Source organism: Stenotrophomonas sp. Steno-Z2 (assembly GCF_056393235.1).
The window spans coordinates 166,891-186,439 of sequence record NZ_JBWJOY010000005.1 but is presented as its reverse complement, the minus strand read 5'-3'; the positions used below and the strand labels follow the sequence as shown (position 1 = coordinate 186,439).

The following is a 19,549-nucleotide window of genomic DNA, read 5'->3' as shown; positions in this document are numbered from 1 at the left end:
TCTGCCAATGCAACGGGTGTTGCGGTGGGAGCGGCCCTGGCCGCGGTGCTTTCCACCCGTAGGAGCGGCTTCAGCCGCGAATGCTTTCCGGACGTGTTGCAAAGGCAATCGCGGCTGAAGCCGCTCCTACGGATGGAAACAAGCACGCTCTTTGCCATGTGGCCTGTCCATCGCCAGGATCAGTACCCGACGCCGGGCTGCCGCCGCACCATTCGCCATTGCGGGTTATCCTCGGCAATCCTTCGATAACCGACGATGGCCATGTCCCCCCGCATCGCCTTTCTCGCCAGCAGCACCGATGCCGCGCAGCAGGCGCGCGAACGCCTGGCCGCGCGTTACGGCGACCACGCGCCGGACGATGCCGACGTGCTGTGCCCGCTGGGCGGCGATGGCTTCATGCTGCAGACGCTGCACCGCTTCGGCAGCACCGGCAAGCCGGTGTTCGGCATGAAGCTGGGCACGGTCGGCTTCCTGATGAACCACCATCGCGACGACGACCTGCTGCAGCGGCTGGCGCAGGCCGAGCCGGCGCACCTGCGCCCGCTGGAGATGATCGCGCGCACCGAATCGGGCACCACGGTCGGCTCGCTGGCCTACAACGACGTGTCGATGCTGCGGCAGACGCGCCAGGCCGCGCACATCGGCATCGACCTCAACGGCCAGCAGCGCGTGGAGGAGCTGATCTGCGACGGCGTGCTGGTCTCCACCCCGGCCGGCAGCACCGCCTACAACTATTCCGCGCACGGGCCGATCCTGCCGCTGGGCTCGAACACCATCGCGCTCACGCCGCTGGCGCCGTACCGGCCGCGGCGCTGGCGCGGCGCCATCCTCAAGGCCGAGACCGAGGTGCGTTTCCGCGTGCTCGACCCCTACAAGCGGCCGGTCAGCGTCACCGCCGATTCGCACGAGACGCGCGACGTGGTCGAGGTGACCATCCGTGAGTCGCGCGAGCGGCAGGTGACCCTGCTGTTCGACCCCGAACACAATCTGGAAGAACGCATCCTCAGCGAACAGTTCATGTTCTGAGCGGATGCGCGGCAACGACGCCGGCGACGGCAAAGGCAATGGATCAGGATCATGGGTGACAACTCTCCCAGGCTGTTGACGGTGGCGGTGACCTCGCGGGCGCTGTTCGACCTGGAGGAAGGGCATGCGCTGTTCGAGCGCGAGGGCGTGGAGGCCTACGCGGCCTACCAGCGCGAACACGAGGACGACATCCTCAAGCCGGGCGTGGCCTTTCCGGTGGTGCGCAAGCTGCTGGCGCTGAACGACGGTGCGCCGCTGGAAACGCCGCGGGTGGAGGTGATCCTGCTCTCGCGCAATTCGGCCGATACCGGGCTGCGCATCTTCAATTCCATCCAGCACTACGGCCTGGGCATCGTGCGCGCCACCTTCACCGCCGGCGAGCCGACCTGGCCCTACGTCAAGCCGTTCGGCACCGACCTGTTCCTGTCGGCCAACCCCGAATCGGTGCGGCGCGCGCTGGTGCACGGCATCGCCGCGGCCACCATCCTGCCGCGCGGTCCCGGCGAGGTCTCCGCCGCCGCCGCGGCCACCGACACCGGGCGCCCGCCCACCCAGCTACGCATCGCCTTCGATGGCGACGCGGTGATCTTCGGCGACGAGGGCGAGCGCATCTCGCGCGAGCACGGCGTGGAGGCTTTCGGTCGCCACGAACGCGAGAACGCGCACGAGCCGCTCAGCGGCGGGCCGTTCCGCAATTTCCTCTCGGCCCTGCATGCGCTGCAGGCCGCGTTCCCGGTGGGCGAGGAGGCGCCGATCCGCACCGCGCTGGTCACCGCGCGTTCGGCGCCGGCGCACGAGCGGGTGATCCGCACCCTGCGCGAGTGGGGCGTGCGCCTGGACGAGGCGCTGTTCCTCGGCGGCCGCCACAAGGGGCCGTTCCTGGAGGCGTTCGGCGCGGACATCTTCTTCGACGATTCGCAGCACAACATCGACAGCGCCCGCCAGCACCACAGCGTCGCCGCCGGCCACGTGCCGCACGGCATCGCCAACGCCGACCGCGTGGAATGAACGGCGGCGGAGGCGCCCACGTCCGCCGTACCTGGCGGCACGTGGAGCTGCAGTTCCATGGCGACGTGACCCAGACGCGCATGTCGCGCTGGTTCCCGCAGCGGCTGCACGTGGGCTATACCCGCACCATGCTCGCCGCGCTGTGGCTGCACCCGGCGCCGCGTCGCATCGGCATCATCGGGCTGGGCGGCGGCGCGCAGACCAAGTTCTGCCACCGCCACCTGCCGCAGGCGCGCATCGACGTGGCGGAAAACGATGCGGACGTGATCGCGCTGCGCGGCGAGTTCCAGATTCCGGCCGACGATGCGCGGCTGCGCGTGGAATGCGTCGACGGCGCGCGCTGGCTGCGCGGCCACCGCGGCAGCTTCGACCTGCTGCTGCTCGATGCCTACGATGCGCAGGGCATTCCCGCGGCGTTGTCCACCCAGGCCTTCTACGACGACTGCCGCGCTGCGCTGGGCGCCGACGGCGTCATGGCCAGCAACCTCTACGACACCGACACCCGCGCCCATCTGACGCGGCTGCGCCGCAGTTTCGACGGCCGCGTGCTGAAGCTGGACGAACCGGACATGAGCAACAAGGTGGCGATCGCCTGGAACGGCATGCCGCGGCCGGGCCCGGTCGATGCGGCGCTGGCCGCATTGCCGTGGGGCGCGCGCGGGCAGTTGCGGGCCGGCTTCCGGCGATTGGCGGCGGCCTGGGACAGGTCTGGATACTGACAGGACGGACCCGGGAGCACCCGTGGTTCCTTGCTGCCGGTTGCGGCAGCCGCCTCAGCCGGTGCTCACGCCGCCGACGACGGAACCTCCGCGTTTTCCACTGCGATCGCAGGCACGGGTTTGCTGGTCCAGGCGTCCGGCGATTTCCTTCGGCGCGATGTCCCCGGCACGGTTGATCAGCACCACCACCGTCCGCCGCAACGCCGGCACGTGCCGCAGGTAGGCGGTGAAGCCGGCGGTGCCGCCGCCGTGGCCGACGACGCGCCCGCCGTCGGCCAGTTCCCAGCCCGCGCCCCAGCCGGCGCTGCCGCTGCCTTCGAGCGGCGTGTCGCGCCACATTTCCCGCAGCGCGCTGGCCGGCAGCAGTCTTTCCTGGTCCAGGTCGATGGCGAACCGGGCCATGTCGTCGATACTCGCCAGCAGGCTTCCCGCCGCCCAGGCGGCACCGGGCGCGGTGACCGGCGGGCGCAGCCAGCGCCCGTCCTGGTAGAGGTGGCCCTGGGCGAGTGGGCGGTCGTCCGCTTCCCTGCGCGGCCCGGCTCCGCGCATCTCCAGGGGATCGAGGATCTGCTGCCGCAGGAAGCGCCAGTAGTCCATGCCGGCCAGCTGTTCGACCAGCAGTCCGAGCAGGATGTAATTGGTGTTGGAATAGGCGTGGCGCGTGCCGGGCGCGAAATCGAGCGGCCTGTCCGCGACCCGCGCGAGCAGTTCGCGTGGGCGTGGATCGGTGGGCATGAGCTGCAGGAAATTGTGCTCGTCGAGATAGTTGGGGATGCCCGAGGTATGGCTGAGCAGGCGGCGCAGCGTGATCGGCCGCCAGGCGGCCGGCAGGTCGTCGAGGAAGGCGCCGACCGGCATGTCGGGAGCGAGCAGGCCGCGCTGCCGCAGCCGGAATACCAGCAGCGCGGTGAATACCTTGGTGATCGAGCCCAGCTCGAAGACGGTATCGGTCCGTACCGGTTCGGCGCTGGCGTCATCGCGCAGGCCGGTGCCGGCCTGCGCCACGATGCGCCCGCGCTCCACCACCACCCCCGCCATGCCGGGCTGGTGCTCGTCCTCGAGCAGGGCGCGCAGCGGCCGGCAGCCATCGGCCGGGGCGGACCGGGTGCGTTCCGGCAGCAGGGAAAGCAGGCCGGTGGCCAGCAGCGTGGCGCAGAGGCTTCGGCGGTCCGGGTCGTGCGGAGTGTGCATGCGGGCTCGATCAGTCCTGGGGGCGCCGATCACTGGAACGGAGCTCGGCCGGCTGCGCCGGGCTGGCGCGGGCGAGCGTCAGCCGCGCGGCGAACGGCCATGATTCCACAACGGCCGGAACGCGGACCGGTGGCACCATGCCAGCACCAGCAGGCAGCCCAGGTGGAACGCGCCCCAGGCCGGGTTCTGGTTGAGGAAGGCGTGGAACAGGAAGATGCCGGTCACCAGCGGCGCCAGTATCGCGATGCCGAGCGGGGCGGTCCTGCGGAAGAACAGGCAGGCGCCGCCCACCAGGCAGGCCGAGGCGATGAACGGATCGACGATGCCGCTGTCGGTCAGCGCCGTGGTCAACGCCTTGGCAGCCGGCGTCTCCTTGTGCTCCGGCCACGAGGTTCCGAACAGCCGGTACGAGAACCACGACGCGCCGACATAGGCGTAGAAGAGCGCGTAGAGCCAGCGGGCGAGACGAATGATCCAGTTCATCGGTTTCCCCTTCGTTGGCCGCCTGCGTGGCGGCGGTGGCTGGAACGATGTGGCGGGCGATACGTGGTTCCCCGGTCGCCGTGACGGCCACGCCGGCATGGCGCGCACGCCGTTGTTGCGGCCTTCGCGCAGACCTTTGATGCCTGCCCGCATGGCCAACAGCATACCGGCGGGCAGTGGCGGCGCCATCAGGGGCGGGGAGGGTGTCCAGACAGCCCAGGCTGAACCGCGACTCCGCCTGCATTTGCTTTATGGGCAGGAAGTCTCTACGGTGGCCGGGCTGATTTACAAGGGTCACCTTGAATCGTGGCCCGATGCTGCAGGCGTCCTGTCTGCACTGTTGCACCCGCTTCTCAATTCTCCTTGAACTCAGCGTCCCTGCCGCAAATGCGGCTTCATCCGCAACAAGGAGCATTGAAATGTCCCAGTCCCAGTCCGGTACCGTGAAGTGGTTCAACGACGCCAAGGGTTTTGGCTTCATCACCCAGGATGGCGGCGGCGAAGACCTGTTCGTCCACTTCCGCTCGATCGAATCGTCCGGCTTCAAGTCGCTGCAGGAAGGCCAGAAGGTCACCTACGTGGCGGTGAAGGGCCAGAAGGGCATGCAGGCCGACCAGGTCCGCGTGGTCTGATCCGACCGGCGATCGTTTGATGAAAAGCCCGGCTCCATGCCGGGCTTTTTCATTGGCGCGGCACCGCGCGCGCCCCTGGAGAGGGTGGAAGCTCCGCGGCCTGGGCGGATCGCGACGCCGGTGCGCCGCGTCCGTCTTTCATGCTCGGTTCCGCGGCATGCCTGCCGAGCGGGGGAGACAGCCGGAAGATCCGTGCGCCGCGGTCCTGCATCGCGCCTCGACCCGGCACCGCGGCCGACGGAGGCCCACGCGTGCGGTACGTGGGCGTCCTGGCGGCATCAACGGGTGGGGGCCGGCCGGTCGGCGGCGTCGGCCGGCGATGTGCCCGCGTCGCCGCGCTTCTTGGCGAGCTTTGCTTCCTTCTGTTTCTTCTTGGCCAGCTCGCGCTGCCGCTTTTCGAATGAATAGTTGATCTTGGCCAAAGCTGTCGTCCGTTGCGGAGGGGAATCAGGTCTTTCCTGCGGGAGTGCCGGCGGTGGGCGCCACCACCTTGTCCTTCCGGTCAGTCGGCGTGGGTTTCGCGGCCGCGGTCCTGCCGCGCAACGGGGTGTTGCCGAGTACTTCTATCTTTCCGCCCGCCTTGCCGAATGCGGCCAGGTCCGCGGCGATGCGTTCACCGGTCAGGGGGCCGTGCTGGGGCGGGCCGGCGAACGCCGATCCGGTTCGTTTCGCTGCGGTGCTGTTGGACTTTCGGAGGGTGCTCATCATCTTTCCTCATGCCGATGTCGATTCGATGGCGCGGTTTCGGATGCGCGTATCCATTGCGGGGCGGCTCGGCGAAGGACCGCCCGCTGGATCTGTCCATGGCTGGCCTGCGCAGGCTGCTGCCCGCGCCCGCTGGTGGGCCGGAGACAATCCGGCCGATGCATGCCTGCCGGAGCGGAGGGGGAGCCGGTAGCGCTGGCGCGGAACCGGTTTGTCGCAAGCGGAATGGCCAGGCACGAGGCTCCCGTTGAGCGACCGCCCAGCGCTGCCGGAGCGGATGACGCAGGAAAGGGAGCGAAGCGGGCAACTGCCTGGGCGGCTGCGCGGAGCGCGCGTGGCAGGCGTCGACCTGCACCGACATGCTAGCACCCTGCGGGAAGGGGCGGTTTCACGCTCCCGCGGACCTGGGCCTGTACCGCATGCACCGCGCCACTGGTGGCGTACATCGATGCCGGCCTTTCGTCGCTTGGCCGTGCCTGCAGCGGAGCTATCCGGTGGCACTTTTCCCGGCATTCAACGGGCCGACCACCCGATAGGTGTTGAGCACGACGCCGGACGCCAGTGCCTGGGTGCCGGCCGGCGCGAACGACCGTGCCGGCGTCCCCTCGGCGAACAGGCGCTTGCCGGTGCCGAGCAGGACCGGATAGACCACTAGCAGGATCTCGTCCACCAGTCCATGCGCGAGCAGGGGCGAGGTCAGGGTGGAGCTGCCGGAGAGGATGAGTTCGCGCCCGCCCTGCGCCTTGAGGCGGCGCACGTCGCCGACGAGATCGGGCCCGATGGCCTCGGCCGGGCCCCAGGCCAGGCTTTCCGGGCGATGGGTGGCGACGTGCTTGGTCGCGGCGTTGAGGCTGTCGGCCAGCGGTGAGCGCGGCGCCTGCGGCCAGAAGCCGGACCAGAGGTCGTAGGTGCGGCGTCCCAGCAGCAGGTCGAAATCCTGGCCATGCGCGGCGGTGATCGCCTCGCGGCCGGCCGGCGTGCGGTAGGGCACGGTCCAGTCGCTGTAGGGAAAATCTCCGCCGTCGGCGGAGTGCTGGATCACGCCGTCCAGCGAGATGTGTTCGATGAGCCTGAGGGTTCGCATGTTCCTGCTCCGGTCGGGTCCGGGGACTGCCGGCCGGGGCCGGCGGTGGCGGAAAGCGCGTCTGCGCGCTCTCCATCAACCACGACGCACGACGGGGACGGAAATCGACAAGGGGCGAAGAGCGGATGCGGACCGGGCGGCAGCGGCCGTGCCCGTTCTCAGCCGGGCGCGTCCCGCGGCAGCGCGATGTCGGTCAGGCGCCAGCGCAGCCCCTGCCGGCTCAGCACGAAGACCACTTCGCTGCCGTCGTCCAGTTGCCGGGTGGCGGTGAAACGCGACAGCGATTCGTAGCGCCCGTGCGCGCCCTGCAGCGGCCGCGCCGGCGCCGGCGGGCCCCAGGTGTCGCCATCGGCGGTATCGCCGGTGGCGCGCTTCCACACGTCATGGCCCTGCAGCAGGGTGGCGACGCCGGCGGGCGTGACCATCACGTCCACCGCCGCGCCGGTCAGGCGGCCGGCCACGCCCAGCGCCACGGCGCCGAACAGGCTGGACTGCAGCCCGCTGCCGGCGCGCCGCACCAGCTGGTCGTCGAGCTGTGCCTTGAGGTTGACCCGCAGCGCGGGGAAATCGACATAGCGCGACAGGCGCGCGGCATCGCGCTGCTCGATCGCCTTGCCGATGCCGTGGATCGCCAGCCACGGGCCGGCGGCCACGTAGCCGGCAAGCAGCACCAACAGGGCGGCGACGGTGGGCAGCAGCCATTTCTTCATCGACGCGCTCCGCGGCTCAGGCCGGCAGGTCGGGATGGGACTCGGCCCAGCGCCGCAGCATCACCAGGGTCTCGGCCCAGGCCTGGCTGCAGAAGCCGAGGAATTCGCTGTCCGGGTTCCAGCCCAGGTGGTGGAACTCCAGCACCGTCATCGGTTCGCCTTCGTGCGGCAGGCCGCGCCAGGCGCCGGGGCTGGCGCGGCGCGACAGTTCGAAGCGGATCTCGGTGCCGGTCCAGGCCGAGGCCGGGCTCTGCGCCGGGTGCCGGCTGATCACTTCCCAGCGCACGCGCTGCGTGGAGGCTTCCAGCACCTTCATCGCCACCACGCCGTGCGCCGGCCCGGGGTTGTGGCTGATGACCGTCTCGCCATCGATCACGCTGGCGGTATGCGCGACCCACCAGCGGCCCAGTCCTTCGGCCGTCGCCAGCCCGGCGTGGACGGTGGCCAGCGGTGCGTCGATCCAGAGCTGGTGGTGGATGGCGGCCATGGCGGTGGCTCCGTTGGGCGGTTGCCGGCTAGGGTGCCGCAAATCCGCGGGCGCGGCGTGAATCCCGGCGCGCCTTCAGAACTCCAGGTCCAGCGCCGCGCACAGGTAGTCGACGAACGGGCCCAGCGCGGCGAGGTCGCCGGCCAGGGTCTGGCGCAGGCGCGGGCCGGTCATGGCGGCGTCGTCCAGCGCGCGCCACAGCACCCAGTTGCGGTGCTTGAGATCGTCGATGAACTCGAAATCGGCGGGGAAGCCGCGCGGCGCGCGCACCAGCTTCTCGCTGGTCTCGAAGGCGTAGCGCCGGCGCGTGGCCGGCGCGTGCGCGGCGGCCTTCCAGCTGCCGGGGTTGTCGAGGATGAACTGGCGGATGCGGCGCTGCGTATCGGGTTCCGGGTGCCAGATGCCGGCGCCGACGAAGCTTTCGCCCGGCGCCAGGTGGATGTAGTACGACGGCGCCGGCACCTGCTTGCGGCGCTCGTGGAACAGCCGCGCGCCCTGCCAGGTCTTGTACGGGGTCTTGTCGCTGGAGAAGCGCGAATCGCGGTAGATGCGGAACAGCGAGCCGCCGACGGTGCGCGGGTCGGCGCGGAAATGCGCGCTGACCTGGGCCAGGTCCGGCTGCAGGTCGGCGATCAGGCGCAGGAACGGCTGCCGCACGTGTTCCTCGTACTGGTGCTTGTGCGCGGCGAACCACGCCTTCTCGTTGTGGCGGGCCAGGCCGCGCAGGAACTTGAAGCTGGCATCGCTGAAATAGGGGGTCATGGCGTTTCCTGCAGGGTGTGGCGCCACTGCTCCAGTGCGTCGAGCAGGGCCAGCGAAGCGGGATTGTCGTGGTGTTCGCCGCGCAGCGCGCTGATCTGCGCCAGGTATTCGTCCATGGTCTGTTCGGCCATGCCCGGCGTGGTGAAGCGGCGCTGGCGGTAGTCGTCCCAGCGCGCGCGTTCGCCGGCGTCCAGCGTCCGCGGATGGTTGCGGGCGCGGTAGCGGAACAGCAGCTCCGGCAGGCGCGGGTCGCGGAAATTCCCGGCCATGCCCGCCAGCGCGTCGGGTGGGCAGGCGCGCACGCGCGCCAGCTGCGCGCGGTCGCCATCGGCGAGGAAGCCGTCGTACAGCGCGCCATCGGCATCGGGCGGGCCTTCGGCCGGGCGCTCGCGGGCGAACACCCGGCGCACCTTCTCGGCCAGCTCGGGGCCATGCGCGCGCAACTGCGCGGCGCGCGTTTCCACCGCCGCCGGATCGATGCACAGGCGCTCGAAGTCGGGCGCGCGCAGGTGGTTCCAGGCCACCAGCGCCGGCACCTTGTTCAGGTGCACTTCCTTGAGCGCAATGCGCTGCTGGCCTTCGGGCAGGTCGGCGGCGCGGGTGTACAGGCGCTGCGCGATCTCCTCCACCGACAGGTCGAGCAGGGCCTGCGGATCGGCGTCCAGGTCGAACACGATCACCCGGTTGCCGATGTGCGGGTGCGTGGCCAGCGGCAGCACCGGCGCCGCGCACAGGCGGCTGGCGGGGTAGCGCATCGAGATGTGCAGCGCCGGCTGCATCGCCACCACGTCCAGCAGGCTGGCGACGAAACGCTTGTCGCGCAGCTTCAGCGCGTAGTCCCACATGCGCGGCTGCGCCTGGCGGAACTTCCGCGCCATGCCGAGGGTGGCGTACACGTCGGACAGCGCCTCGTGCGCATCGCCCTCGCGCACGCCGTTGGCCAGGGCCAGGTGCTCGAGCTTGAACGAGGTGGCGCCGTCCTCGCGCTGCGGCCAGTGGATGCCGTCCGGGCGCAGCGCGTGCACCAGCCGCAGCATGTCCAGCAGGTCCCAGCGCGAGTTGCCGCCGCGCCACTCGCGCTCGTAGGGGTCGAAGAAATTGCGGAACAGGCCGTGGCGCACGAACTCGTCGTCGAAGCGCAGCGTGTTGTAGCCCAGCGTGCAGGTCTGCGGGCGCGCCATCAGCTCGTTGATGCGGGCGAACGCCTCGGCCTCGCTCACGCCCTCGGCCAAGGCGCGCTGCGGGGTGATGCCGGTGATCAGCGTGGCGATGGGCGAGGGCAGCAGGTCGTCGGCCGGCCGGACGAAGAAGCTGACCGGCTCGTCGACCACCTGCAGCTGCGCGTCGGTGCGCACCGCGGCGAACTGCGCGATGCGGGTGCGGCGCGGGTCCTGGCCGAAGGTTTCGAGGTCGTAGAACAGGAAGGTATCGGGCATGGGGTCTTACCGGCTGCCGGTGGTTTGCGTCGGCCATGGCGCTGGCATCGCCGCCTGTCGGACGCGTGCCATCAGTGCGCGCCTTCCAGCGCCGGCAGCTGCGCGTGGATGGTCGCCTCCAGCGCGGCCCAGTCGATGCGCTCCAGCGTGGCGTGGCCAGCGGTGGCGTCGGCGAGGATGCGCTGCTGCAGCCGGGTGCGCTCCAGCGCCAGCGCGTACGGCGTGTGCAGGAAGGTGACCATGGTGTAGTGCGGCACGAAGCGGGTCGGCCAGCGCCGCTGCAGTTCCTGCTCCAGCTCGCGCTGCAGCAGGAAGCCCGGGTCGGCGACGCGGTCGCGCATCTCCAGGTAGTTGTCCAGCGCCATCTGCTGGATCGCCGCGGCGTTGGGCTTGCGCTCGGCCTCGAAGGCGGCGAAGGCCTGCGCGGCGTCCGCGTGCGTTTCAAGCAGGTCCGCCAGCGCGACGCAGTCCTCGAAGGCGCAGTTCATGCCCTGGCCGTGGAACGGCACCATCGCGTGCGCGGCGTCGCCCAGCAGCACCGCCTTGCCGCCCAGGTGCCAGCGCTCCAGGTACAGGGTGCCGAGCAGGCCGGGCGGGTGCTGTTCCCAGTCGCGGCGCAGGTGCGGAATCAGCGGCAGCGCGTCGGCGAACTCGCGCGCGAACAGCGCCTCGGCCTCGGCGCCGCTGCGCACGCTGGAGAAACCCGGGTCGCCCTCGTTGGGCAGGAACAGGGTGACGGTGAAGGTGCCTTCGTCGTTGGGCAGGGCGATGCACATGTAGCGCCCGCGCGGCCAGATATGCAGCGCGTTGGCCTCGATCCGGAAGCCGCCGTCGGCGCCCGGCGGGATCTCCAGTTCCTTGTAGGAATGGTCGAGGAACTCGGTGCGTTCGCCCAGCGGCGACCTGCGGTTCATCGCCGCGCGCAGCGCCGAGCCGGCGCCGTCGGCGCCGACCAGCGGCGTGTCGAAATGGATGTCGTGCGGCTGGTCGTCGCGGTCGTCGATGAAGCGCGCGTAGCCGGCATCGAAATCCACCGTGTGCAGGCGGCGATGGAAATGGAAGCGGGCGCCGGCGTCCTCGGCCAGTTGCAGCAGCGTGGTGTTGAGGTCCTTGCGGTGCACCGACCAGATCACCTCGCTGTCGTCGCGGCCGTAGCGCTGCAGCTGCGGTTGGCCGCCGTCGCGCGGGTGCACCATGCGCCCGCGCATCATCACCGTGCGCGCCATCACCGCGTCCTCCACGCCGGCCTGGCGCAGCGCGTTGCGGCCGCGCTCGGCCAGCGCCAGGTTGATCGAACGGCCGCTTTCGTAGTCGGCCACGCGCGGGTCGCCACGGCGTTCGTAGACGGTGATGCGCCAGCCGCGGCGCGAAAGCAGGATGGCCAGCAGGGAGCCGGCCAGGCCGGCGCCGATGAGCGTCAGGTGACGCGGGGAGGAAACGGTCAAGTCGATGGTTCCGGGGATCAGGGGCCTGCCCAGGCTTCCACTTCCTCGACGAAGCGCAGCACGTCGACGAAGCGGTTGTACAGGGGGGTCGGGGAAATGCGGATCACGTCGGGTTCGCGCCAGTCGCCGAGCACGCCGACCGACTGCAGATATTCGAACAGCGAGCGGCCCTGTTCGCGGCCGCCGGCCACGCGCAGCGACAACTGGCAGCCGCGGCGCTCCGGTTCGGCGGGGGTGACGATCTGCAGAACGTTGTGCAGGCGCGCGCGCACCAGCGTTTCCAGGTAACCGGTCAGCTGCAGCGACTTGGCGCGCAGCGCGTCCATGCCGGCCTGCTCGAACAGTTCCAGCGAGGCGCGCAGCGGCGCCAGCCCCAGCACCGGCGGGTTGCTCAGCTGCCAGCCTTCGGCGCCGAGCTCGGGCACGAACTCCGGCGCCATGCGGAAGCGCGTGGCCTGCTCGTGGCCCCACCAGCCGGCGAAGCGCGGCAGCGTGGTGTCGCGCGCATGGCGTTCGTGCACGAAGCAGCCGGCAACCGCGCCGGGGCCGCCGTTGAGGTATTTGTAATGGCACCACACCGCGAAATCGGGGGCGACGTCGTGCAGCGCCAGCGGCATGTTGCCGACCGAGTGGGCGAGGTCGAAGCCGACAGCGGCGCCCTGCGCGCGCGCCAGCCGGGTGATCGCGTCAAGGTCGAACGCCTGCCCGGTGCGGTACTGCACGCCCGGCCACAGTACCAGCGCCACGCGCTTGCCATGCTCGGCGATGGCGCGTTCGATCGCCGCCATCGACAGCGTGCCGTTGGCCTCGTCCGGCTGCACCTCGATCAGGTCGGTGGCCGGGTCGAAACCGTGGAAGCGGATCTGTGCCTCGACCGCGTGGCGGTCGGTGGGGAAGGCGCCGGCTTCCATCAGGATCGCCGGGCGCTCGCGCGTGGGCCGGTAGAAGCTGACCATCATCAGGTGCAGGTTCACGCTCAGCGTGTTCATCGCCACCACTTCCACCGGCTGCGCGCCGACCACGCGCGCCAGCTGCCCGCGCACCAGTCGGTGGTAGTTCATCCAGTGGGTGGGGCCGGTGAAGTGGCCTTCGACCGCGATGCGCGCCCACAGGTCCATCACCTCCTGCACCATCGCCTGCGCGCCGCGCGGCTGCAGGCCGAGCGAGTTGCCGACGAAGTAGGCCTGGTCGGCGCCCTGGTGCTGCGGGAACAGGAACTGGCCGCGCAGCTCGCGCAGCGGATCAGCCGCGTCGAGCGCGGCGGCGTGGGCCGGGGACAGGAGTTCGTTCATCGGGGACGCGCATTGAAGTGTGGCCGCAGTGTACCGCCGGCCCGAGGCATGCGGTCGCAGGAGCGGCTTCAGCCGCGATGGGGCTTGCCCGATGAAGGGCCCGGCCGGCAAAGCCCCATCGCGGCTGAAGCCGCTCCTACGGGGGCGTGTGGGGGTGCGTGTTTCGTGTGGCGGAGGGCGCTCAGCCCTGCGCCGGCAGCGGGTGCACCGCGCCGCACTGCGCGCAGGTGCGGTGCTGCATCGAGGAATGGAAACGGTCGAACACCCGCGGCAGGTCGGTCTCGATGTTGCCCAGGTGGAAGAACTCCTCGTACAGCTTGTGGTTGCACTGCTCGCAGTGCCAGGCCACGCCGTCGAGCTCGTGCGGCAGGCGCTTGCGCTCGACCACCAGGCCGATGCCGCCGGGCGGGCGCCGCGGCGAGTGCGGCACCCGCGGCGGCAGCAGGAAGATCTCCCCGGCGCGGATCGGGATGTCGCGCACCGCGCCGTCCTCCTGCACCTTCAGCACCATCTCGCCCTCGAGCTGGTAGAACCACTCCGGGCCTTCGTCGTAGTGGAAGTCGGTGCGCGTGTTGGGCCCGCCGACCACCATGACGATGAAGTCGCCGTTGTCGATCATCCTGTTGCCCACCGGTGGCCTGAGCAGATGGCGGTTGTCCTCGATCCAGGCGTGCAGGTTGATCGGCGAGGCGAGCATGGTCGTTCCTGTTGGGGTCAGTCGCGCCGGCCCTGGCGCGGAACGTAGGCCAGGGCGTTCTCGTAGGCCTGCTTGAGGTCTTCGGACGCGCCCACGTCGATGCCCATCTCGCTGACGCGGCCGTCCTTCAGGCTGTAGACCCAGCCGTGCACCATCAGCTTCTGGCCGCGCGCCCAGGCATCCTCCACGATGGTCGAGCGGCACAGGTTGGCGACCTGCTCGATGACGTTCAGCTCGCACAGCCGGGCGTGCCTGAGTTCGTCGTCCTCGATCGCGTCGAGGATCGCCGAGTGCTTCTGCACCACGTCGCCGACGTGGCGCAGCCAGTTGTCGGCCAGGCCGACGCGGGTATTGTGCAGGCAGGCGTGCACGCCGCCGCAGCCGTAGTGGCCGACGATCAGGATGTGCTTGACCTTGAGCTGGTCCACCGCGTACTGCACCACGCTCAGGCAGTTCAGGTCGCTGTGCGCCACCACGTTGGCGACGTTGCGGTGCACGAACACCTCGCCGGGCGCCATGCCGATGATCTGGTTGGCAGGCACACGCGAATCGGAGCAGCCGATCCACAGGTATTCCGGATGCTGCTGCTTGGCCAGCTGGTGGAAGAACCCGGGGTCTTCCCGGGCGATGCGGTCGGCCCATTCGCGGTTGTTCTGCAGCAGCTTGCGGATGTCTTTCATTTCGGGTGTTCCTGACGTCGATGGGGAGGAAGGCGCGGCCGCGCTGGCCGCGTCGTCGGGAAACGGGGCGCTCAGTCGCCGGTGGCGGCCTGTTCGCGCTGCCGGCGCATCCACTGCGCCAGTTCATGGGAAGCGGGGGCCGGCAGCCGTTCCAGGGCGGCGATCACCGCCTGCTGGTTGGCGTCCGGGTGGTTCTGGCTCAGTTTCAGCTTGATCTGGACCTGTTCGACCTGGAAGCGGAAGCCGACGATGCCGCGCAGCTGGCGGCGCTGCGCGTCGTGCTCCGGTTCGAAGCGCCACTGCTGGCCGACGCCGGCCTCGAAGCGCTCGCTGAGCGCGCCGACCAGGGCGACCAGCGCGTCCTCGTCGTCGAAGGGTTCCAGGCGACCGCGCAGTTCGGCGCTGGCGTAGTTCCAGGTCGGCACGCGCGCGGCCGCTTCCTTGTCCGGATACCAGCTCGCCGACACGTAGCCGTGCGGGCCATCGACCAGCACCTTGGCCGCGCCGGCGTGGCGCGCCTGCGGGTTCGCCCGGGCCCAGTGGCCAAGCAGTTCGATGCGCTCGCCGTCGCGCCGGTAGAGCACCGGCAACCGGGTCAGTTCGGGCAGGCCGTCGGCGCCGGTGGTCAGCACGGTGACGAACGGATCGCGCTCCAGCAGGCGGTCCAGCCAGACCAGATCATGCTCGGCGAAAGCGCGCGGGGTGAACATCGGCCGCTCAGGCGCGCCCGCCCAGCGACTGCACCATGCGTCCGCGCAGCTCGGCGTCGCTGCCGGCCTGCGGTGGCTGCACCTCGTGCAGCGAGAAACCGCGCGCCAGCGCGTCCTCCTCGTCCAGCCCGTCCCAGGCGACGAACTCGGCGTCGAACAGCTGCGCGCGCGCAGTGTCCTCGCTGTCGTAGCTCAGGGTATTGCCGTCGCTGTCCAGCACTTCGGCGGTGCCGGCCGGGCGCACGCGCAGCCGCGCCCACACCAGGGTGGTGCCGAGGCTGGCCAGCCACCACTGGTCGCGGGAGGTATCGGTGTCGTTCATTTCAGTGCCAGGGAATAGAGCCACAGCAGGCCGGCCATGCCCAGCCCGAACCAGATCACGCACAGCGCGATCCGCGCCGGGGTGGCCAGGCCGCTGAGGGCGCGGTCGCCGAGTGCGTGGTAGCTGCCGCCGACCAGCCAGCGCAGGGCCCTGCCATCGAGGAAGGCGAAGTCGCCGAAACCGCCGGCCACCGCCGGATGGCGGTCGCGCACATGCACCAGGGTCAGCGGCCAGAAGATCAGAAACGCGCTGAACCCGGCGATGGCCACGCCGACGAAGCACAGGGCGAGGAACAGGGTCACCGGCGGGGCCTCCGTGTCACTGGATCAGAATTCCGCCGAGCCCGGCGCGCGCGGGTAGGGGATGGCGTCGCGGATGTTGGACAGGCCGCAGACGTATACCACCAGCCGCTCGAAGCCCAGGCCGAAGCCGGCGTGCGGCACCGAACCGTAGCGGCGGAAATCGCGGTACCACTGGTAGTGCTCCGGATCCAGGCCGAACTGCGCCATGCGCGCGTCGAGGATGTCCAGGCGCTCCTCGCGCTGGCTGCCGCCGATGATCTCGCCGATGCCCGGGGCCAGCACGTCCATCGCCGCGACGGTCTTGCCGTCGTCGTTCAGGCGCATGTAGAAGGCCTTGATGTGCTCGGGGTAGTTGGTCACCACCACCGGGCGGCCGACGTGTTCCTCGGTCAGCCAGCGCTCGTGTTCGGTCTGCAGGTCCAGGCCCCATTCGACCGGGTAGTCGAATTTCCGGCCGGACTTCTGCAGCAGGCTGACCGCATCGGTGTACTCGATGCGCTCGAACGGCGCGTTGACGAAGGCTTCCAGGCGGGTGATGGCGTCCTTCTGCACGCGTTCGGCGATGAAGGCCATGTCGTCGGCGCGCTCGTCGAGCACGGCGCGGAACAGGTACTTGAGGAAGTCCTCGGCCACGCGCGCGTCCTCGGCCAGGTCGGCGAAGGCGATTTCCGGCTCCACCATCCAGAACTCGGCCAGGTGGCGGGTGGTGTGGCTGTTCTCGGCGCGGAAGGTCGGGCCGAAGGTGTAGACCTTGCTCAGCGCCAGGCAGTAGGCCTCGACGTTGAGCTGGCCGGACACGGTCAGGAAGGTTTCCTTGCCGAAGAAGTCGCGGCTGAAGTCGATGCCGCCGTCGCCGCCGCGCGGCAGGTTGGCCATGTCCAGCGTGGAGACGCGGAACATCTGGCCGGCGCCCTCGGCGTCGGAGGTGGTGATGATCGGCGTGCTGATCCAGTAGTAGCCGTTCTCGTGGAAATAGCGGTGCACCGCCTTGGCCAGGCAGTCGCGGATGCGGGTGACCGCGCCGAACAGGTTGGTGCGCGGGCGCAGGTGCGCCACTTCGCGCAGGAATTCCGGCGTCATCGGCTTGGGCTGGATCGGGTAGGTCAGCGGGTCCTCGACCCAGCCGACGATCTCCAGGCCCTCGCCCTGGATCTCGAAGCTCTGGCCCTTGCCCTGCGACCTGACCAGCTTGCCGCTGGCGATGACCGAGCAGCCCGGGGTCAGGCGCTTGACCTCGTCGAAATTGGCCAGTGCGTCGGTGGCCACGACCTGGATCGGGGCGAAGCCGGAGCCGTCGCTGACATTGACGAAGGCCAGCCCGTTGGAGGCACGGACCGTGCGAACCCAACCGCGAACCGTGACTTCTCCGCCTTCCGGGATCTTCCCGGCCAGGGCGTGCGCAACGCTGACCACCGTCATGACTTGAATCCTCTGCTGATCGACTCGATCTGTGAACACGGAATTCTAGCGGCTGCATGGCCGGACAGGCGAGGAATCCGCCGTCCGGGGCCGGTACAGCCGGGTTTTCCTATAATCACCCCCGCAATCCCCGGAGTCGCTTCCCCATGGCCATCCACCTCACTCCCGTCGCCTTCGCCCGCGTCCGGCGTTTCGTCGAACAGACCCCCGGCGCGCTGGGCCTGCGTTTCGGCGTGACCCGCACCGGCTGCTCGGGCTGGGGCCACGTCACCGACCTGGCGCGCGAACAGCGCGAGGACGACACCGTGTTCGAGCAGGACGGCGTGCGCATCTTCGTCGATGCCGACAGCCTGGCCCTGGTGGACGGCACCGAGATCGACTTCGGCAAGCAGGGCCTGGGCGAAACCTTCACCTTCAAGAACCCCAACGCCACCGCCGAGTGCGGCTGCGGCGAGAGCTTCACCACCGACGAAACCCACCGCTGAGGCGGGAGGCGCCGGGCGCCGGCCGATGCCGCGCCCGGCGCTCGTTCACTGGCAGCAGGCCACGGTCCGCGCCGCGCGGCGGCGGTCCAGCCCGATCGCCACCACCCACAGCAGCAGGCCGACCGCAGCGGTGGCCGCGCCCACGTAACCGGTGGAGGCGTGGCCGAAGCCGGCGCCGATCGCCATGCCGCCCAGCCACGGGCCGAGCGCGTTGGCGGTATTGAATGCAGCGTGGTTGGAGGCCGCCGCCAGGGTCTGCGCCTCGCCGGCCGCGTCCATCAGCCGGGTCTGCAGGGCGACGGCGAGCGCGCCCATGGTGCCGACCGCGATGATCGCCGGGGCCATGGCCCAGCCCGAGCGGGCGGCCAGCGGGAACAGCAGCAGCACCAGGATCGACCACGCCAGCAGCACGCCGGCGGCGCGGAACTGCAGGCGGTCGACCAGCCAGCCGCCGGCCACGTTGCCGATGATCGCACCCACGCCGAACAGGCCCACCGCCACCGGCATCCAGCGTTCCTCCACGCCGGTGACTCTGACCAGGGTGGGCGCCAGGTAGGTGAACACGCAGAACATGCCGGCGAACCCGATCGCGCCGATCGCCAGCGCCAGCCACACCTGCGGCCGGTTGAAGGCGCGCAGTTCGCGCATCGGCGTGGTGCGGACCTCGTCCGGGTCGGGGCGCAGGTGGCGCGCGACCATCGCCACGGTGGCCAGCGCCAGCAGGCTGACCAGGGCGAAGGCGGTGCGCCAGACGAACTGCTGGCCGAGCCAGGTGGTCAGCGGGTTGCCGACCAGGATGGCGATGGACAGGCCCAGCAGCACCCGCGAGACCGCCGCGCCGCGCTGCTCCGGCGGGCTGATCGAGGCGGCCACCAGCATCGCCACGCCGAAATAGGCGCCATGCGGCAGGCCGGCCACGAAGCGGGCCAGCAGCATCGTGGCGTAGTTGGGCGCCAGCGCGCTGGCCAGGTTGCCGGCGGCGTAGAAGCCCATCAGCCACAGCAGCAGGGTGCGGCGGCTGATGCCGGCGCCGGCGAAGGCCAGCAAGGGCGCGCCGACCACCACGCCGATGGCGTAGGCGCTGATCAGGTGGCCCACCTGGGCCTCGCTGATCGCCAGCCCGCGGCTGATTTCCAGCATCAGGCCCATGCTGGCGAACTCGCTGGTGCCGATGGCGAAGCCGCCCAGCGACAGGGCCAGCAGGATGAGGGTGCGTTGCCGCGCGTTCAGCGTCGCGGCCAGGGAAGAAGGTGAGGGCACGGCGTATCCGGAATCGGCGTGGAAACGGTTACCCATTGTACTGTTGCAGCGCAGCAACGGCGGTGGAGGAGCCGGCCCGCGGGGCGAACGCTGTGTTCAGGCCCCGTCGGCTCCCGCACAGGGGCGACTTGCCCGCAACCGGCGCGCGGTGGATAATGCGCGGCTCCCTGCGCCCCCGGCGTGGGGGTCCTTGCCCCACCGCGTTCCAAGGCGGGGGGCTGTCCGGCCCGCGAGGGCTACATCCGAAAGGTAGAAAAACATGAGTCGTCATTACGAAGTCGTGTTCCTGGTCCACCCGGACCAGAGCGAGCAGGTCCCGGCCATGGTCGAGCGCTACAAGGCGCTGGTCGAGAACGGCAACGGCAAGATCCACCGCCTGGAAGACTGGGGCCGCCGCCAGCTGGCGTACCCGATCCAGAACCTGGTCAAGGCCCACTATGTTCTGATGAACATCGAAGCCGACCAGTCGGTGCTGAACGAACTGACCGAAAGCTTCCGCTTCAACGACGCCGTGCTGCGCAACCTGGTCATCAAGCGTGACGAGGCCGAGACCGAGCAGTCGCTGATCATGAAGAGCAAGGACGAAAAGGGCGACAAGCCCGAGCGTGGCGAGCGCCGTCGTCGTGACGACGAAGAAGCTGCCAATTCCAACAATGAAGAAGCCGGCGACGACGCCGCCTCTGCCGAATAAGGA

26 protein-coding genes are annotated in these 19,549 nt (G+C 70.1%); 8 read left to right on the top strand and 18 right to left on the bottom strand.

Annotated elements, in window-relative coordinates; translation table 11 throughout:
* The 4 genes from AC06FP_RS12710 to AC06FP_RS12695 all read left to right on the top strand — a co-directional run.
* On the top strand, positions 1–249 hold a 249-nt coding region (locus AC06FP_RS12710; RefSeq protein WP_478075748.1), incomplete at its 5' end, for a hypothetical protein.
* Between the two features lie 6 nt (positions 250–255).
* Entirely contained in the window at positions 256–1,026 is a 771-nt protein-coding gene (locus tag AC06FP_RS12705; protein WP_456116434.1) for an NAD kinase, read from the top strand.
* A 51-nt stretch (positions 1,027–1,077) separates the two neighbouring features.
* A complete protein-coding gene (locus tag AC06FP_RS12700) occupies positions 1,078–2,034 on the top strand; it encodes a 5'-nucleotidase (RefSeq protein WP_478075747.1) in 957 nt (318 codons plus the stop codon).
* The gene (locus AC06FP_RS12695; protein WP_478075746.1) at positions 2,031–2,753 is read left to right on the top strand and encodes a spermine/spermidine synthase domain-containing protein; all 723 of its coding nucleotides are present in this window, start codon (positions 2,031–2,033) and stop codon (positions 2,751–2,753) included. The genes AC06FP_RS12700 and AC06FP_RS12695 overlap by 4 nt, the downstream gene beginning before the upstream one ends.
* 54 nt (positions 2,754–2,807) lie before the next feature.
* On the opposite strand, the gene AC06FP_RS12690 is transcribed toward AC06FP_RS12695, so the two are convergent.
* Entirely contained in the window at positions 2,808–3,944 is a 1,137-nt protein-coding gene (locus AC06FP_RS12690) for a serine hydrolase domain-containing protein (RefSeq protein WP_478075745.1), read from the bottom strand.
* Between the two features lie 78 nt (positions 3,945–4,022).
* Positions 4,023–4,427: a hypothetical protein gene (locus AC06FP_RS12685; RefSeq protein WP_478075744.1), complete on the bottom strand. Its 405-nt coding sequence runs from the start codon at positions 4,425–4,427 to the stop codon at positions 4,023–4,025.
* Here AC06FP_RS12685 and AC06FP_RS12680 point away from each other — a divergent pair.
* Entirely contained in the window at positions 4,414–4,794 is a 381-nt protein-coding gene (locus AC06FP_RS12680; RefSeq protein ID WP_478075743.1) for a hypothetical protein, read from the top strand. The genes AC06FP_RS12685 and AC06FP_RS12680 overlap by 14 nt on opposite strands.
* Before the next feature lie 52 nt (positions 4,795–4,846).
* A complete protein-coding gene (locus AC06FP_RS12675; RefSeq protein WP_055764855.1) occupies positions 4,847–5,059 on the top strand; it encodes a cold-shock protein in 213 nt (70 codons plus the stop codon).
* A gap of 278 nt (positions 5,060–5,337) precedes the next feature.
* On the opposite strand, the gene AC06FP_RS12670 is transcribed toward AC06FP_RS12675, so the two are convergent.
* The 15 genes from AC06FP_RS12670 to asnS all read right to left on the bottom strand — a co-directional run bounded on the left by AC06FP_RS12670 (position 5,338) and on the right by asnS (position 17,110).
* Positions 5,338–5,481 (bottom strand): hypothetical protein, encoded by a 144-nt coding sequence (locus AC06FP_RS12670; protein ID WP_456116429.1) that lies wholly within the window; start codon positions 5,479–5,481, stop codon positions 5,338–5,340.
* 25 nt (positions 5,482–5,506) lie between these two features.
* On the bottom strand, positions 5,507–5,764 hold the full coding sequence (locus AC06FP_RS12665) for a hypothetical protein (RefSeq protein WP_478075742.1): 258 nt from the start codon (positions 5,762–5,764) through the stop codon (positions 5,507–5,509).
* A gap of 487 nt (positions 5,765–6,251) precedes the next feature.
* Positions 6,252–6,848: a dihydrofolate reductase family protein gene (locus AC06FP_RS12660; protein WP_456116427.1), complete on the bottom strand. Its 597-nt coding sequence runs from the start codon at positions 6,846–6,848 to the stop codon at positions 6,252–6,254.
* Positions 6,849–7,006: 158 nt separating this feature from the next.
* Positions 7,007–7,558, bottom strand: coding sequence for a DUF2939 domain-containing protein (locus AC06FP_RS12655; protein ID WP_478075741.1), 552 nt, complete (start codon positions 7,556–7,558; stop codon positions 7,007–7,009).
* Positions 7,559–7,574: 16 nt separating this feature from the next.
* Positions 7,575–8,045 (bottom strand): SRPBCC family protein, encoded by a 471-nt coding sequence (locus tag AC06FP_RS12650; protein ID WP_456116425.1) that lies wholly within the window; start codon positions 8,043–8,045, stop codon positions 7,575–7,577.
* 75 nt (positions 8,046–8,120) lie between these two features.
* Positions 8,121–8,807, bottom strand: coding sequence for a DUF2461 domain-containing protein (locus tag AC06FP_RS12645; RefSeq protein WP_478075740.1), 687 nt, complete (start codon positions 8,805–8,807; stop codon positions 8,121–8,123).
* The gene (sbcB, locus tag AC06FP_RS12640) at positions 8,804–10,243 is read right to left on the bottom strand and encodes an exodeoxyribonuclease I (protein ID WP_478075739.1); all 1,440 of its coding nucleotides are present in this window, start codon (positions 10,241–10,243) and stop codon (positions 8,804–8,806) included. The genes AC06FP_RS12645 and sbcB overlap by 4 nt, the downstream gene beginning before the upstream one ends.
* Before the next feature lie 71 nt (positions 10,244–10,314).
* Positions 10,315–11,688 (bottom strand): FAD-dependent oxidoreductase, encoded by a 1,374-nt coding sequence (locus AC06FP_RS12635; protein WP_478075738.1) that lies wholly within the window; start codon positions 11,686–11,688, stop codon positions 10,315–10,317.
* A gap of 17 nt (positions 11,689–11,705) precedes the next feature.
* Positions 11,706–12,980, bottom strand: a complete 1,275-nt coding sequence (gene kynU / locus AC06FP_RS12630; RefSeq protein WP_478075737.1) for a kynureninase — start codon at positions 12,978–12,980, stop codon at positions 11,706–11,708.
* A 181-nt stretch (positions 12,981–13,161) separates the two neighbouring features.
* Positions 13,162–13,677: a 3-hydroxyanthranilate 3,4-dioxygenase gene (locus AC06FP_RS12625; protein WP_478075736.1), complete on the bottom strand. Its 516-nt coding sequence runs from the start codon at positions 13,675–13,677 to the stop codon at positions 13,162–13,164.
* 17 nt (positions 13,678–13,694) lie between these two features.
* Positions 13,695–14,357, bottom strand: coding sequence for a carbonate dehydratase (gene can, locus AC06FP_RS12620; RefSeq protein WP_478075735.1), 663 nt, complete (start codon positions 14,355–14,357; stop codon positions 13,695–13,697).
* A gap of 71 nt (positions 14,358–14,428) precedes the next feature.
* A complete protein-coding gene (locus AC06FP_RS12615; protein ID WP_478075734.1) occupies positions 14,429–15,067 on the bottom strand; it encodes an FMN-binding negative transcriptional regulator in 639 nt (212 codons plus the stop codon).
* Positions 15,068–15,074: 7 nt separating this feature from the next.
* On the bottom strand, positions 15,075–15,389 hold the full coding sequence (locus AC06FP_RS12610; protein ID WP_456116417.1) for a hypothetical protein: 315 nt from the start codon (positions 15,387–15,389) through the stop codon (positions 15,075–15,077).
* Positions 15,386–15,691 (bottom strand): hypothetical protein, encoded by a 306-nt coding sequence (locus AC06FP_RS12605; RefSeq protein ID WP_478075733.1) that lies wholly within the window; start codon positions 15,689–15,691, stop codon positions 15,386–15,388. Before AC06FP_RS12605 ends, AC06FP_RS12610 begins: the two co-directional genes overlap by 4 nt.
* A 24-nt stretch (positions 15,692–15,715) precedes the next feature.
* Positions 15,716–17,110 carry an asparagine--tRNA ligase gene (gene asnS, locus AC06FP_RS12600; RefSeq protein ID WP_456116415.1) on the bottom strand — a complete coding sequence of 465 codons (1,395 nt, stop codon included), beginning with the start codon at positions 17,108–17,110 and terminating at the stop codon, positions 15,716–15,718.
* 146 nt (positions 17,111–17,256) lie between these two features.
* Here asnS and AC06FP_RS12595 point away from each other — a divergent pair, with 146 nt between their 5' ends.
* Entirely contained in the window at positions 17,257–17,595 is a 339-nt protein-coding gene (locus tag AC06FP_RS12595; RefSeq protein WP_456116414.1) for a HesB/IscA family protein, read from the top strand.
* Between the two features lie 45 nt (positions 17,596–17,640).
* Here AC06FP_RS12595 and AC06FP_RS12590 read toward each other — a convergent pair whose 3' ends face one another.
* Positions 17,641–18,891 carry an MFS transporter gene (locus tag AC06FP_RS12590; RefSeq protein WP_478075732.1) on the bottom strand — a complete coding sequence of 417 codons (1,251 nt, stop codon included), beginning with the start codon at positions 18,889–18,891 and terminating at the stop codon, positions 17,641–17,643.
* A gap of 223 nt (positions 18,892–19,114) precedes the next feature.
* Between AC06FP_RS12590 and rpsF the strand changes: the two genes are divergently transcribed.
* The gene (gene rpsF / locus AC06FP_RS12585; RefSeq protein ID WP_456116412.1) at positions 19,115–19,546 is read left to right on the top strand and encodes a 30S ribosomal protein S6; all 432 of its coding nucleotides are present in this window, start codon (positions 19,115–19,117) and stop codon (positions 19,544–19,546) included.
* The last annotated feature ends 3 nt before the right edge of the window (positions 19,547–19,549 follow it).